Here is a 14,424-nt window from a genome sequence, read left to right as displayed (position 1 = left end):
AGCGTTCGACATTACGACGGTAGGGAACATGTCTTTCGGCCAACCCCCTCCGGCAACGCTAAAGCCCTGGTAGGGCAGCAATTCTGGTGGCGATCAACGCGTACGCCCTTGCGCTGTCGGTCAATTGCTGCACGGCCAACGACTCGTCCGGCCGATGTGCCTGGTTTTCGATCTCCCCCGGACCGAGCACGACGGTGTCGATACCCATCTGCTGTGCCACGAAACCACCATCGCACGATGCGGTCCAAATGTCAGTGAATTCGGCAGGAGTGGAGCCCGCGAAACGACCATTCGGGGCAGGAGTGGAGCCCGCGGAACGACCATTCGGTATAAATCGGGCGTCGATGACCGATTGCACTGCGGTGGTGACCAATCCGTGGTTCACGCTGGTCAGAAACCCCGGCATTTCCATCGAGATCGTGATGTCGACATCGATTCCGGAGCCGGTCAGTTCCGCCGATTCGATGCGCGACCGCAGGTCGCCGACCACACCGGCAGCGCTCTCACCCGGCAGGAGCCGGCGATCGACAGCGAGCACGCACCGGTCGGCAACCATCGAGGTGCCCGTGCCTCCCGCAATCGTCCCCACATTCCAGGTGGCCGGGCCAAGATCGGGGTCGGGGTTGGCATCCAACTCCGCCTGCGAGCCCTCGATGATCCCGATGATCCGCGCTGCGGCCGAGATGGCGTTGGCTCCGTTGCGTGGCTGACCCGCGTGTGCCGAACGACCCCGAACTTCGACCTCGATATTCGCCGCACCTCGGCACCCGACGATCGTGACCAGGTCCGTCGGCTCTGCCACCACACAGCAGGTGTAGTTCCGTTGTTCCGACTCGGCGACGAATGCTCGGATACCGAGGCCGGTGTCCTCCTCGTCGACCAGACAGGCCAGAGTCATCGGATGCTCGTCCGCAAGCCCTGCACGATGCACTGCGGCCATCGCCGCCACCACCGCGGCCAGGCCGCCCTTCATATCGCAGGCCCCGCGACCGACGATGCGACCATCCCTGACCACCGCAGAGAAGGGGTCGGTGGTCCAGCCCGTTCCTGCGGGAACCACATCGGAATGACCGACGAACAGCACACCTGGTCGCTCGGCCGATCCGATCGACACGAAGACGTTGGGCCTGCCTGGAGCTACCTCGACAGTCCGAACGTCGAATCCCAGTGCCCGACAGTGCTCGGCAAGAACTTTCGCCGTCGCCTCTTCCGTGTCACCCGGATTCTCACCGCCCGCGTCGATCAATGACGTAGTCAGAGAAACGATTTCTTGCGCGTCTATCGAATCGAGCAGGGTCCGTTCGGAACTCGTGACCGTCATCGAGTGGGGTCGGAGGCAAGCAGGTGCTTGGACTTCTCCACCGCCGCAGCGAGCCTTCTGATTCCCTCGTCGATGCGTTCGGGAGTGGACGAGGCGAAGCACAGCCGCAGCGAATCATGGAACTTTCCGCCCACCGACAGCGCCGGTCCGGGAATATAGGCCACTCCCTCGGCCAGCGCCGTCTCGAACAGGTCCTGCGTCGAGAAGTCGACATCGTTGCCGCGCAACGTCGCCCAGAGAAAGAACCCTCCCTCGGGGTCCGTCGTCGACATCGACTCGCCGAAGTGCGTGGCGATGCTGTTCTGCATCGCGACCTTGCGGGGCAGGTACACCGACGCCAACGATCGAAGATGCTCGTCGAGCAGGCCGCGCCGGATGTACTCGGCCACCATTCGCTGACCGGGCAGATTGGTGCACGTGTCCATGGCCTGTTTGGCGTTGATGATCATGTGCCGAGCCTCGGGGGCGGCGTCCACCCAGCCCACTCGCAGGCCAGGAGCGATCATCTTGGAAAAGGTCCGTACCGAGAAGATCAACGGATCGTTCGGACTGAGCGCGCCGAAACTGGGAATCGGATCACCCGAGAATCGGAGCAGGCCGTACGGATCGTCGTCCAGAATCACCGAACCCCACTGGTGTGCAAGCTCGATGAGCAGCCGTCGACGTTCGAGCGACAGGGTGACCCCGGACGGGTTCTGGAAGTTGGGGATGACGTAGATCATCTTCGGTAGTCGACCTGCGCGCTCGACGAGCTCGGGCAACGCCTCGACGATGAGGCCGTCACTGTCCATCGGGGCTTCGAGAATGTCGCCTCCGTAGCTGAGCACGGTGGCGGTTCCGTTGGTGTACGTGGGACTTTCGACGATCACCAGATCACCCGGATCGATGAACAACTTGCATGCGATGTCGAGCCCCTGCATTCCGCCGGAGGTGATCACCACACGCTCCTCGGACGTGGGTTCGCCCACCGAATCGAGATAGGAGAGCAACGCATCGAGCAGGCCGGGGTCGCCTTCGGTGGCACCGTAGTCGAACGCGTCCGCGGTGAGCACAGTGCCGGCGATCTCGGTGAACGCCGCAGCCGGAACCGTCTCGGCCGCAGGCGATCCCATTGCGAATCGAACGATGTCGTGTTTCTGTGCGGCGAGGAGCGATGTCGACGAGTCGATCACGGACCCGACCAGCTTGTCGGTTCGGAGGGCCCAGGGAATGGCAGGAGTGGAGCCTGCGGAACGACCTTGGGTGGCAGGAGTGGAGCCTGCGGAACGCCCGGTCGGGGCAGGAGTGGAGCCTGCGGAACGACCCTTCGTTGATGCGGTCATGCTCACTCCTTCGTCAGTAGTTCTCGGGGGTACGCGGTGAAGGTTTCGAGGCCGTTCTCGGTGACGCGAACGGCCTCGGATACCTCGTATCCGTAGTCGTCCATCCACATTCCGCCGATGATGTGGAAGGTCATGTTCTCGGCGAGTACCGTGTCGTCGTCGGTTCGCAGGCTCACGGTGCGCTCACCCCAGTCGGGTGCGTAGGCGATGCCGATCGAGTAGCCGATGCGCGACGGCTTGTGCAGTCCGTGCTTGGCCAAGCTCGTGTTCCATACCTGCGCCAGGTCGGTGGCGGTAACGCCGGCCCGCACGGTCGCGAGCACGTCGTTCAATGCTTCTCCGGTGGACTTGGCGAGGTAATCCAAACGTGGGCTTGGCTTTCCGAGAACTATCGTGCGCGCCATCGGGATGTGATAGCGCCGGAACACCCCGGCCAGTTCGACGACTGTGGTCTCGCCCCGCACGAACGGTTGGTGCGACCAGGTCAGATGCGGAGTGTCGGCTCCGGCTCCGGTGGGCAGCATCGGCACGATGGCCGGATGGTCGCCGCCGAACTCCGCGGTACCGCGGACCTGTGCGTTCATGATGGCGGCGGCCGCGTCGCACTGCCGTTCACCGACCGAGATCGACTGGTACGCAACCGACATCGCTGCTTCGCACACCGTCGCGGCACCGCGCATCAGGGCGATCTCCGCGGGCGACTTGACCACACGTACCCAGTTGATGAGCTCGTAGGAGTCGGTGAAGCGGTATTCGGGCAGCGACTTCACCAAGGCCTCGAATGCCTTGGGACTGAAGTAGTACGAGTCCATCTCCAGACCCACCTGGCCGTGCTCGAAGTTGTTCACCAGTCCCAGTTCACGCAGCTTCGCGGCTACCCAGACGAACGGGTGAGTGTCCTTGCGCTGCACGAACGTTTCGGGGTAGCCGAACGTCCGATCCTGCGGCAGCCACGACGTGCGAAACGCTCCGTTGGCGTCCATCTCACGGGCGAAGAAGTACATCTCGCCGTCGAGAGGCACGTACAGCATCTGCGGGGTGTAGAACGAGAGCGCGTTGTACCCCAGCAGGTAGTAGAGATTGGCGGGATCGGTGACGATCAGCGCCGTGAGGTGCTGCGCTGCCATCCGCTCTCGGACGGCAGCGAGCCGGGCGGCGTACTCCTCGTCGGTGAACGTGATCGGCGTGCTGTTCGGAACATCGGGGTACCGAGCCAGGCCGGGAGCGGCCCGTCCTGTGGTCTCGTCGGGTCCGAGTGCGGTGACGTAGGCGGCGTCGGGTGAGTCGTTCACGGGCACCCCCTTCGATGGGGTCGATTTAGTAGATTGTTGACAATCAGGCTAAGCGCTGATGTGAGGGGTGCGCAAGACTCCGGATGTAAATGCTGTGTTGCGGGGCCGGTGACTATCCCGGCGTGGCCAAAGCCGAGTGTTCGGCCTGCTCCTCGACCATGGCACGGGTCAGGTCGTGGATAGCGGTGTCCATGTGCTCGTGCACGCCCTTTTCCAATGCGTCCCAATCCGAACCGAGCAACAGGTCGACGATCAGCTGGTGTTCCTCCACCAACGCCTCGGGCCGGTAGTACGCGGTTTCGAGGTTGGCCATGCAGATTCGCGCCTCCGCAGCGAGCGTGGCGTACATTCGCGACATCCGGCTGTTACGCGTCGCACCGACCAGGGCGGTGTGAAACGCCAGATCTCGTTCGGCAAGACCTCGCCAATCTGCGCGATCGATGAACGGCTGCATCTGCATCACGATGGCCGAGAGCTCGTCGGCCACCGACACCAAGTGGGCGCGATTCCCGTGCACCAGAGTCCATGCGGCACCGACCTCGATCGCCGCGCGGGATTCGTAGATCTCGGTGACATCCTCACTGCTCAGCTCGACGACGAACACGCCTCGATTCCGGTAGCTGATGAGCAGCCCCTCCTGATTGAGGCGTTGCAGCGCCTCCCGCACCGGTCCCCGCGAGATCTCGAGTTCCGCGGCGACGTTGGCCTCGTTGATCTGCTCCCCCGGAGCGTAGGACCCGTCGATGATGCGGTCGCGAATCTGGTCGGCAATGACCATCGACGTGTTGCGTGCGTCGATGGGCGTCAATCGTCTCGAACTGGGCATGATCGAAAACCTCTCTCAGCCTCGGGGAATGGCGAAATATTTGTACTCCAGAAACTCGTCTATTCCGACTTTTCCGCCCTCGCGGCCGAGTCCGGACTGTTTGACGCCACCGAACGGCGCAGCCGGATTCGAGACCAACCCGGTGTTGAGACCGACCATGCCCACCTCCAGACGCTCCCCCATCCGTAGAGCTCGGTCGATGTCCTGGGTGAACACATACCCGACGAGTCCCCACTCGGTGTCGTTCGCCAGGGCGATCACCTCGTCCTCGGTGTCGAACGGGACGATGGCGGCCACCGGTCCGAAGATTTCCTGCGACATCAGATCCGATGCCGCGTCGACGTCGGTGAGGACCGTCGGCGGATAGAAGTAGCCCGGTCCGTCCGGAGCCGCTCCCCCGACGACGGCACGCGCGCCACGCCCGAGGGCGTCGTCGACGAGTGTCTGAACCTTGGTGCGGCCCGCGTCGTCGATCAACGGACCCACCTCGGTACCGTGCGCACTACCGGCCCCCACCGTCAGCGCACCCATGCGCTCGGCCAGCTGCTCCGCGAACTGCGCTGTGACACTGCGGTGTACGAAGAACCGGTTGGCCGCGGTGCATGCCTCCCCCATGTTGCGCATCTTGGCGACCATGGCACCGTCGACAGCGCGTCCGACGTCCGCGTCGTCCATGACGATGAAGGGTGCGTTGCCGCCGAGCTCCATCGACGTGCGCATCACCGTCGACGCAGCTTGCTCGAGCAGGATCTTGCCCACGGCAGTCGATCCGGTGAAGCTGATCTTGCGGGCTGCACCGCCCCTCATCCACGAGCCCACCACGCCCGACGCGTCGGTGGTGGTCACGACGTTGACCACTCCTGTCGGAACACCCGCATCCTCGAGTATCCGGGCGAGCGCCAGCGCTGTCAGCGGCGTCTGTTCGGCGGGTTTGAACACGACGGTGCAGCCGGCCGCCAAGGCCGGGCCGATCTTGCGAGTTCCCATGGCCAGAGGGAAGTTCCACGGAGTGACGAGGATGCACGGCCCCACCGGTGCGCGGGTGACCACGATGCGGTTCTTGCCATCACCGGTGAGGGTGTGATCGCCCGAGATGCGCACCCCTTCCTCGGAGAACCAGCGGAAGAACTCTGCACCGTACGCCACCTCACCGCGGGCGTCGGCCAGCGGCTTACCCATTTCTGCCGTGATAATGGCGGCGAGCTCCTCTTGCCGCGCCATGATCAATTCGTATGCGGTACGGAGGATTTCGCTGCGTGCCCGCGGCGGCGTCGCGGCCCAGTCGGAGGCTGCGGCGACGGCCGCAGCCATGGCCTTCTCGGCATCGTCGATGCTGCCGTCGGCGACGCTGGCGATGACCTCACCACTGGCGGGGTCGATCACGTCGAACCGAGCATCCGATGCTGCGGCCGTCCATTCGCCTCCGATGAACAGTTCGGTCGGAGCAGTGATGGTGGGGCGAGTGAGGCTGGAGGTCGAACTGGCGGTCATGGCCGCGGTCCTTTCGTCGAGCGTGGGTCGAGTATCTGCGCCAGGTGTACGGACGCATCGCTCGTCGGATCACCGGTGAGTTGACGCACCTGCATGTGGCAGCTGAATCCGTCGGTCAGAATCGGCGTGTCCGGCTCGGCATCGCGCAGTGCCGGCGCGAGGGCCTGTTCGGCAACCTCCATGCTGAGCTCGTAGTGACGCTTCTCGAAGCCGAAATTGCCTGCCACGCCGCAGCACCCGGTGGCTTCCCGTACCGCCTCGATACCGACGGCCGCCAACGCCGAGCGCTGGGTGGCGTTGCCGAACACCGCGTATTCGTGGCAGTGGGTCTGCACGGTGACCGAGGCGGGAACCTCACCCGACGGTGCCCACCCGGTCTCGGCCTGATCGATCACCGCTCCCGCGAAACTCTGCACCCGCGCCGCGACCCGTCTCGCGGCCGCAGTGGGAACCAGCTCCGGCATGTCCTTGCGGAACGCCGCCGCACAGCTCGGTTCGGTGACGACGATGGGTCGGTCGGTGCCGTCGTCCAGTGCGGCAACGGCTTTCGTGAGGTGCTTGCGGGCGGCCTTCAGCTGACCCATCGAAATCCAGGTCAGCCCACAGCACACGTCGGTCCGGCAGTCGGTGCTGCGACCCGAATCCTCGAGCACGCGCTGCGCCGCGCCCGCGACCTCGGGTCGAAAACCCTGGGTGAACGTGTCGACGATCAGCACGACATCGGCGTCGCGGCCTCCTCCTATACGGACCTCGCGAGCCAGTTCCTTCGCCGACGCGAATCGGGGCAGCGGCCGCTCGGTGGTGAGCCCACCGAGTCGAGCGGCCAACGCTGCGATGCGCGGGGTGAGCAGACGGTTGAGCAGGGGTGCCGTTCGCTGCGTCACCTTCAGCCAGCGAGGCAACCAGCCCAGCGAATAGTGCGAGAGCGGTCGCAATCGACCCGCGTAGTGATGATCGAGAAACTCCGATTTGTACGTCGCCATGTCGACTCCGACCGGGCAGTCCGAGGAACAGGCCTTGCAGGACAGGCACAGGTCCAACGACTCTGCCACGTCCTTCGAGGCCCACCCGTCGGCGACGGTCGGCGAGCTGCGCACCATCTCCTGCAGCACTCGGGCGCGGCCGCGAGTGGAATCCTTCTCGTCGCCCGTCGCGCGGAAGCTCGGGCACATCACGCCTCCGGAGGTGGTGCGGCACTTACCGACACCGACACACGACTGAGTTGCGTGAACGAAGGGATCCAGATCCTCTCGCGTGCCGATCTGGTGCAGATCGAAGGTCGTCTTCCATTCCCGCTTCGGGATGCCCTGCAGCATGAGGTTGTCCATCATCGGTTCGGGGTCGGTGATCGATCCCGGGTTGAGAATCCCGTGTGGATCCCAGATGCGCTTGAACCGCGCGAACGCGTCGAGCATGCGGGGGGAATACATCACCGGCAACAGCTCCGAGCGGGCCCGGCCGTCACCGTGCTCACCGGACAGGCTGCCGCCGTGCTTGACGACCACCCGCGCGGCGGCGCGCAGGAAGTCGTACATCACTCGACGCCCGGCGTCGGTGCGCTGATCGAACGTGATGCGCACGTGCATGCAGCCGGCACCGAAGTGTCCGTACATCACGCCCGTCAGATCATGCTCGGCCAGAAGCGAATTGAGATCGGCGAGATAAGCGGACAGGTTCTCGGGTGCGACGGCCGCGTCCTCCCAGCCACCCCAGGACTCGACCCCACTGGACAGGCGGGTCGCCAAACCGGCACCGTCCTCGCGTACCCGCCACAGCGCTGTTCGATCGGCCGGGTCGGCGACGATGCGGCCTTCCTTCAACCGTCCCAGCCGGCCGAGCTCCTCGAGCAGTCGAGCGGCCTTGTCCTCCACCTCGGCGGTGTCGGCCCCGTCGAGATCGACGTAGAGCCAGGCGTTTCCCGCTGGCAGACCGCGGATGGAATCCGGTCCGCGCCGGTACTCCATCGTCTGCGCGATGTTGTCGTCGATACCCTCCACCGCGGCAGGCGAGAACTCGAGAATGGCCGTCACGTCGGCTGCAGCAGCCACGACATCGTCGTATCCGAGGCAGAGCAACAGCGCGGCCGGAGGCACGGGTACGACGGTGACGGTGACCGAGACGATGACCGCGCACGTGCCCTCGCTGCCGACGAGCGCACGGGCGACGTCGAAGCCGTTCTCGGGCAGTAGATGCGACAGATGAAATCCGGAGACCTGTCGCGGTATGCGGCCCAACTCCACCCTGAAGAGAGCGAGGTTGTCCGCCGCCAGCTCGTGCAGCTCGCGCGAAATACGTTCGGCCGCTCCGGTTGCTGCAGGATCCGCCGACTGCACGGCCGTCACACCGCTGCGGGTCACGCGAAGCAGGTGCCCGTCCGCGGTGACCACCTCCATGGCCACCGTGTGGTCGGCCGTCCGGCCGTAGCGCACCGAGTGATTGCCGCATGCGTCGTTGCCGACTGCTCCGCCGACCGTCGCCCTGGTCTTGCTGGACGGGTCGGGCGCGAACGTGAACGACCCCGACGTACGCGCAACCAGCTCCCGCTGCAACTCCGAGATCACCATTCCCGGTTCCACCACCGCCGTCCGCGAGTCGGTGTCGACAGAGATCACGCGATTCATGTGGCGGGAGAAGTCGAGCACGATTCCGCGGCCGATCGCGTTGCCTGCCATGGACGTTCCGCCGCCGCGGCCGATGACGGCGACTCCCGCGGCCCCGCACAGCGCCATCACTGCGACGACGTCCTCGGCGCTGCGTGGGAAGACCACAGCCGCAGGAGGAATTCGGTAGTTCGACGCGTCGTAGGAGTACTCGGCGAGCCGCCGCGACGAGTCGTCGATCTCGATGCCCAACTCCAGCACGCGCTGCACGAGTGCCGGAACTGGAGACCGAACGGAAGCAGACGTCACAGCACGTTCTTCAGCGTGCGCGACAAAGCGTCGAGGCCCTGCCGCATCTCGTCGTCGCTCACGATCAGCGCCGGGATGATCCGGACCACGTTGCCGAGCGCACCACAGGTGAGCAACAACAGCCCCTCGTCGATCGCACCCTGTTGTACGCGCAGGGCGGCCGCAGCGTCCGGATTTCCTGCGCCGTCGACGAATTCGAGTGCCTGCATCAAGCCGAGTCCACGTGCATCGCCGATGGCAGCGTGCTCCGACTTCAGTGCGAGCAGGCCGTCGAGCAGAACTTCGCCCTGCGCTGCCGCGTTGGCGACCAACCCCTCCTCGCGCACGACATCGAGCGTCGCGACACCCGCCGCAGCGGCGACGGCGTTGCCGCCGTACGTTCCGCCCTGCGATCCGGGCCACGCCTTGCCCATCAACTCGGTCGATGCCGCGATAGCGGAGATGGGGAATCCGCTGGCCAGGCCTTTTGCGGTGATGACGATGTCGGGTGTGATCGTCGAATGCTGGTGCCCCCAGAACTTGCCGGTGCGGCCGACTCCTGCTTGCACCTCGTCGACGATGAGGACGATGCCATGGGTGTCCGCGCGTTCGCGGAGTCCCTCGAGAAATTCGGGAGGCGTGGGCAGGTAGCCGCCGTCGCCGAGCACCGGTTCGATGATGAACGCAGCGGTATCGGCGGGACTGGACATCGTCATGAGCAGGTAGTCGAGTTCCTTCAGCGCGAAAGCGACTGCGGTGTCCATGTCCCAGCCGTACCGGAAGGCGTACGGGAACGGCGCGATGTGTACGCCGCCCATGATCGGCGAGAATCCGGAACGGAACTTGGTGCCCGCGGTGGTCAGCGACGCCGCCGCCACCGTGCGTCCGTGGAATCCCCCGTGGAACGCAATGATGTTGGGCCGTCCGGTCGCCATGCGCGCCAACCGAATCGATGCCTCGACGGCCTCTGAGCCGGAGTTCGCATAGAAGACACTGTCCAGCCCGGCGGGCAACACCTCGCCCAGCTTGTCGGTCAACGCGAGCAGTGGTTGGTGCATGACGGTCGTGTACTGCGCGTGGATGATCTTGCCCACCTGCTCTCGGGCAGCCTCGACCACGCGCGGGTGGCAGTGACCGGTACTGGTGACGCCGATCCCGGTGGTGAAGTCGAGGTACTTGCGCCCGTCCGTACCGATGATCCAGCTGCCCTTTCCGTGATCGACGACGATCGGAGTCGCCTGCTTGAGTGCCGGGCTGAGGTGGGTGCGAGTCGACGCTGTCATGTCTGCCATCGTCACCGAACAGAATCGGATTGTCAACAATCTGCAATTGGCAGCTGTGGATCGGAGCAACCAGCGGAGCGCTACAGTTCGGCGATGCCCGCCTCGAACCCCCGCATCGTCGTGCTCGGCAGCGTCAACATGGATCTGATCACCCGGACGCCGTCCCTGCCCGATCCCGGCGAAACCGTGCTCGGCACATCGTTCACCACGTCGCCCGGCGGCAAAGGCTCCAACCAGGCCATCGCCGCCGCGAAGGCAGGCGTTTCGGTGGCGTTCATCGGAGCGGTCGGGGACGACGAATTCGGAGCGACACTGCGACACACCCTCTCGAGCGCGGGCGTCGACGACCGCGCACTACGTACGGCAGCGGGTTCGAGCGGCATCGCCGCCATCACCGTCGACGATCAGGCCGAGAACAGCATCGTCGTCGTTCCCGGGGCCAACCACCACGTGCGCGACCTCACCGAAGACGACCTCGCGGTCATCGCCGAGGCCGATATCCTCCTGTGTCAGTTGGAGATCCCCCTGGATACCGTGGTCGCCGCATTCGAGTACGCACGCTCTCGCGGCGTGGTGACGATGCTGAACCCGTCGCCGGTGCAGGATCTGCCCGACGCACTGGTGGCAGCCACCGAGGTACTGGTGGTCAACGAAGCCGAGGAAGCTCGGCTCGGACACCGGGTGAACGAGGTGCCCCATGTGATCACCACACTCGGTGCACGGGGTGCCCGATACCGCGGCACGGAATCGTTCGAGGTCTCCGCGCCACGCGTCGACGCCGTCGACACCACCGGTGCCGGCGACGCATTCGCCGGGGCCCTGGCCGCGTCCTGGTTCACCGGACCGCGCGCATCGGTCGAATGGGCCTGCGTCGCGGGCTCTTTCGCTACGACCAGACCGGGCGCGAGCGCATCCTCGGGCACTCGCGACGAGATCGACGCAGTGCGGGACGCGGCCGCCCGACGATAGGCCCGAACGTCGACGAACCCCGATTCCCGAGACGGACGCTTCTACCGTGATGGCCTCGGAATCGAGGTGCAGGGTGCACGGGTCCCGTGTCGGCCGGCATCGATTCGGAATCCGGATCGACTCTCGCCGATCCGCTCGGGCTGCAGAGTACGACCGTTTCCCACCGGCCCGCGTTCCATGTCGGACGCTTACTGCACGATGGAGCCCATGACAACGACCACGGAGCCTACGACCGGGAACTTGCGCGAGAGCGCCGAGGAATTGCTGCGCGAACTCGCCGGCCCCGACGCTGTGCTGCGGGAAGACCAGTGGACGGCCATCGAGGCCCTCGTCGTGCACCGGCGGCGAGCGCTGGTGGTGCAGCGGACCGGTTGGGGCAAATCGGCCGTCTACTTCATCGCAGCGAAGCTGTTGCGCGCACAGGGCCTGGGTCCGACGGTGATCGTGTCCCCACTGTTGGCGTTGATGCGCAACCAGGTTGCGTCCGCCGAGCGGGCAGGCGTCCGGGCGGCCACCATCAACTCCGGCAACATGACCGAATGGGACGACATCCATCAGCAGGTCGCGTCGGGCGACCTCGATGTCCTGCTGGTCAGCCCCGAACGGCTGAACAATCCGGATTTTCGCGATCAAATGCTGCCGTCCCTTGCCGGGGATGCGGGTCTCGTCGTGGTCGACGAAGCACATTGCGTCTCGGACTGGGGCCACGACTTCCGGCCCGACTATCGACGCATACGAACACTGATCGCCGAGTTGCGTGAGGGTATCCCCGTGCTCGCGACCACTGCGACGGCAAACGACCGCGTGGTGAACGACGTCGCCGCACAATTGGGCGTCGGCGGCGGCGACACGCTGGTCCTGCGCGGCGGGCTCGCACGAGACTCTCTGCGCATGGCTGTGGTGAAGATCGACAACGCCACCGAACGGGCGGCGTGGCTCGGCGACCATCTGAAGACGCTGCCGGGGTCGGGCATCATCTACACACTGACGGTATCGGCAGCCAAGGACCTCGCAGCGCTGCTGACCGATCAAGGCCACGTCGTGGCGTCGTACACCGGTCAGACGGACCCGACCGAACGCGAGTCGCTGGAGGGCGATCTGCTCGCCAACCGGGTCAAGGCCCTGGTCGCCACCTCCGCACTGGGCATGGGCTTCGACAAGCCCGATCTCGGATTCGTGGTGCACATGGGAGCACCATCGTCTCCGATTTCGTACTACCAGCAGGTCGGCCGTGCCGGGCGCGCGACGGAACGCGCCGACGTGGTGCTGCTTCCCGGCCACGAGGACAGGCAGATCTGGAGCTACTTCGCCTCCGTCGCATTCCCTCGCGAACATCTGGTGCGGCAGGTCATCGATGCTTTGAACACCGACAAGGCCCAGTCGACCCAGGCGCTGGAACCTCTCGTCGAGCTGGGTCGCAGCAGGCTCGAGATGGTGCTGAAGGTTCTCGACGTCGACGGCGCTGTCAGACGCGTTCGTGGCGGTTGGATGGCGACCGGCGAGCAGTGGACGTACGACGCGGCCCGCTACGAGCGTCTCGAAGAGGCCAGGGACCGCGAACAGCAGGCAATGATCGACTACCAGGGCACCGACGGCTGCCGGATGGAGTTCTTGCGAAGGCAACTCGACGACCCGGATCTGGGCGCACCCGGCAGCGAGTCCGACCGGTGCGGACGGTGCGACAACTGCACGGGTGAGCATTTGTCCGCATCGGTGAATGCGGCCTCCGTCGACTCGGCAAAGGCACGACTGGATCGGCCCGGCATCGACCTGCAGCCGAGAAAGCAGTGGCCCAGCGGTATGAAGAAGCTCGGCGTCTCACTCTCGGGCAAGATCGCCGACCCTCACGAACCCGGGCGCGTGCTGGGCCGACTCACCGACCTGGGTTGGGGCAGCCGGCTGCGCGCCCTGCTCGACGCTCCCGATGCTCCGGCCACCGAGGCATTGGAGAAGGCGTGCATCACCGTGCTTGCCAACTGGGATTGGAAGGAACGGCCCACCGCCGTTCTCGCTCTCGACTCCCCCACCCATCCTGTGCTGGTGCGGTCGATCGCCGAGCGGTTGGCGTCGGTCGGAAAATTGAGCAATCTCGGTGTGATGCAGGTCAGGGCGGGTCATCCGCCGGTCTCGGCTGCGAATTCGGCGTTTCGCGTCGCCGGGCTGGTGGATTCCTGGGACGTTCCGGACGTATCGTCCGTGACAGGGCCGATTCTGTTGATAGATCTGGTCACCGATACGGGATGGACGTTCACGTGCGCCAACTCGGCTCTGCGATCTGCCGGTGCACAGGCGGTGCTGCCGTTCGCCCTGGCGTCACCGAAATAGCGGCTCGCCAGAAGCACGTGGTTTGAATTTCATGAATGCGGGTACAGCCAGCCGGGCAACAACAATGTGACCAGCATCACATTTGGCGGTTAACCTGGGGAAGCATGTCCGATTCGGAGGTCGATTTCCGAGCACGCTCGATATGCCACGACGACCTTGTTACGTTTGTATTTCCCATGAAGCCCGCATTGCTGAGAAGTACCCCAGTCACTGCGCCGGACGCAGTGAAATTTCGTAAGCCACAGATCTCCGACGGAGTCCGGCTCTGGGAGATCGCAAGAGATTCGCGAGTTCTGGACCTCAACTCCAGCTACTCGTACGTGTTGTGGTGCCGCGATTTCGCGGCCACCACCGTCGTATCCGACATAGACGGCCGCGCAGTCGGTTTCGTCACCGGATACATCCGCCAGGACGCCCCCCGCACATTGTTCGTGTGGCAGGTCGCCGTGGATGCGGACCAGCGTGGCAAGGGACTTGCCGGTCGCATGCTGATGGAGCTGCTCGACCGCCTCGAGCCACAGGGCATCACGCATCTGGAGACGACGATCAGCCCGGACAACGAAGCGTCCATCGCAACCTTCACGAGCCTCGCTCGCAAGCGAGGCACCGACATCGTCAGGTCGGATTTGTTCGCGCCCAACGATTTCCCTGATAGCCACGAAGCCGAGGAGCTCTACACAGTAGGCCCCGACGCGTCGCGGAATTAC

At 65.1% G+C, this 14,424-nt stretch carries 9 protein-coding genes and 1 pseudogene; 3 read left to right on the top strand and 7 right to left on the bottom strand.

Annotation, left to right across the window (positions count from 1 at the left end):
- Positions 1 to 58 precede the first annotated feature (58 nt).
- The 7 genes from AABD04_RS09570 to AABD04_RS09540 form a co-directional block, all read right to left on the bottom strand.
- Entirely contained in the window at positions 59 to 1,321 is a 1,263-nt protein-coding gene (locus AABD04_RS09570) for a M20 family metallopeptidase (RefSeq protein ID WP_341441018.1), read from the bottom strand.
- On the bottom strand, positions 1,318 to 2,643 hold the full coding sequence (locus AABD04_RS09565; protein WP_423228128.1) for an aminotransferase-like domain-containing protein: 1,326 nt from the start codon (positions 2,641 to 2,643) through the stop codon (positions 1,318 to 1,320). The genes AABD04_RS09570 and AABD04_RS09565 overlap by 4 nt, the downstream gene beginning before the upstream one ends.
- A 2-nt stretch (positions 2,644 to 2,645) precedes the next feature.
- Entirely contained in the window at positions 2,646 to 3,824 is a 1,179-nt protein-coding gene (locus tag AABD04_RS09560; RefSeq protein ID WP_423228222.1) for a M24 family metallopeptidase, read from the bottom strand.
- A gap of 223 nt (positions 3,825 to 4,047) precedes the next feature.
- On the bottom strand, positions 4,048 to 4,761 hold the full coding sequence (locus AABD04_RS09555; protein WP_341441016.1) for a GntR family transcriptional regulator: 714 nt from the start codon (positions 4,759 to 4,761) through the stop codon (positions 4,048 to 4,050).
- A 15-nt stretch (positions 4,762 to 4,776) separates the two neighbouring features.
- Entirely contained in the window at positions 4,777 to 6,252 is a 1,476-nt protein-coding gene (locus AABD04_RS09550) for an NAD-dependent succinate-semialdehyde dehydrogenase (protein WP_341441015.1), read from the bottom strand.
- Complete coding sequence (locus AABD04_RS09545) at positions 6,249 to 9,161, bottom strand: FAD-binding and (Fe-S)-binding domain-containing protein (protein WP_341441014.1); 2,913 nt, start codon at positions 9,159 to 9,161, stop codon at positions 6,249 to 6,251. Before AABD04_RS09545 ends, AABD04_RS09550 begins: the two co-directional genes overlap by 4 nt.
- Positions 9,158 to 10,423 (bottom strand): aspartate aminotransferase family protein, encoded by a 1,266-nt coding sequence (locus AABD04_RS09540; RefSeq protein WP_341441013.1) that lies wholly within the window; start codon positions 10,421 to 10,423, stop codon positions 9,158 to 9,160. The genes AABD04_RS09545 and AABD04_RS09540 overlap by 4 nt, the downstream gene beginning before the upstream one ends.
- Positions 10,424 to 10,516: 93 nt before the next feature.
- On the opposite strand from AABD04_RS09540, the gene AABD04_RS09535 reads away from it, so the two are divergent.
- From AABD04_RS09535 to ectA, 3 genes and pseudogenes are all read left to right on the top strand, one after another.
- Positions 10,517 to 11,392, top strand: coding sequence for a ribokinase (locus AABD04_RS09535; RefSeq protein ID WP_341441012.1), 876 nt, complete (start codon positions 10,517 to 10,519; stop codon positions 11,390 to 11,392).
- Positions 11,393 to 11,599: 207 nt separating this feature from the next.
- Entirely contained in the window at positions 11,600 to 13,717 is a 2,118-nt protein-coding gene (locus tag AABD04_RS09530; RefSeq protein WP_341441011.1) for a RecQ family ATP-dependent DNA helicase, read from the top strand.
- A 35-nt stretch (positions 13,718 to 13,752) separates the two neighbouring features.
- A pseudogene (gene ectA, locus AABD04_RS09525) lies at positions 13,753 to 14,394 on the top strand (diaminobutyrate acetyltransferase); the annotation flags it as partial.
- Between the last annotated feature and the right edge of the window lie 30 nt (positions 14,395 to 14,424).

It is taken from the genome of Rhodococcoides navarretei (assembly GCF_038069675.1).
Classification (GTDB): domain Bacteria; phylum Actinomycetota; class Actinomycetes; order Mycobacteriales; family Mycobacteriaceae; genus Rhodococcoides; species Rhodococcoides navarretei.
This window is presented reverse-complemented; position numbering and strand designations above follow the sequence as displayed.

What these genes read in the sequence shown, in the direction of transcription:
- AABD04_RS09570 (WP_341441018.1), bottom strand. Translation starts at nt 1,321, where the DNA reads ATGACGGTCACGAGTTCCGAACGGACCCTGCTCGATTCGATAGACGCG.
- AABD04_RS09565 (WP_423228128.1), bottom strand. Translation starts at nt 2,643, where the DNA reads ATGACCGCATCAACGAAGGGTCGTTCCGCAGGCTCCACTCCTGCCCCG.
- AABD04_RS09555 (WP_341441016.1), bottom strand. Translation starts at nt 4,761, where the DNA reads ATGCCCAGTTCGAGACGATTGACGCCCATCGACGCACGCAACACGTCG.
- AABD04_RS09550 (WP_341441015.1), bottom strand. Translation starts at nt 6,252, where the DNA reads ATGACCGCCAGTTCGACCTCCAGCCTCACTCGCCCCACCATCACTGCT.
- AABD04_RS09540 (WP_341441013.1), bottom strand. Translation starts at nt 10,423, where the DNA reads ATGACAGCGTCGACTCGCACCCACCTCAGCCCGGCACTCAAGCAGGCG.
- AABD04_RS09535 (WP_341441012.1), top strand. Translation starts at nt 10,517, where the DNA reads ATGCCCGCCTCGAACCCCCGCATCGTCGTGCTCGGCAGCGTCAACATG.
- AABD04_RS09530 (WP_341441011.1), top strand. Translation starts at nt 11,600, where the DNA reads ATGACAACGACCACGGAGCCTACGACCGGGAACTTGCGCGAGAGCGCC.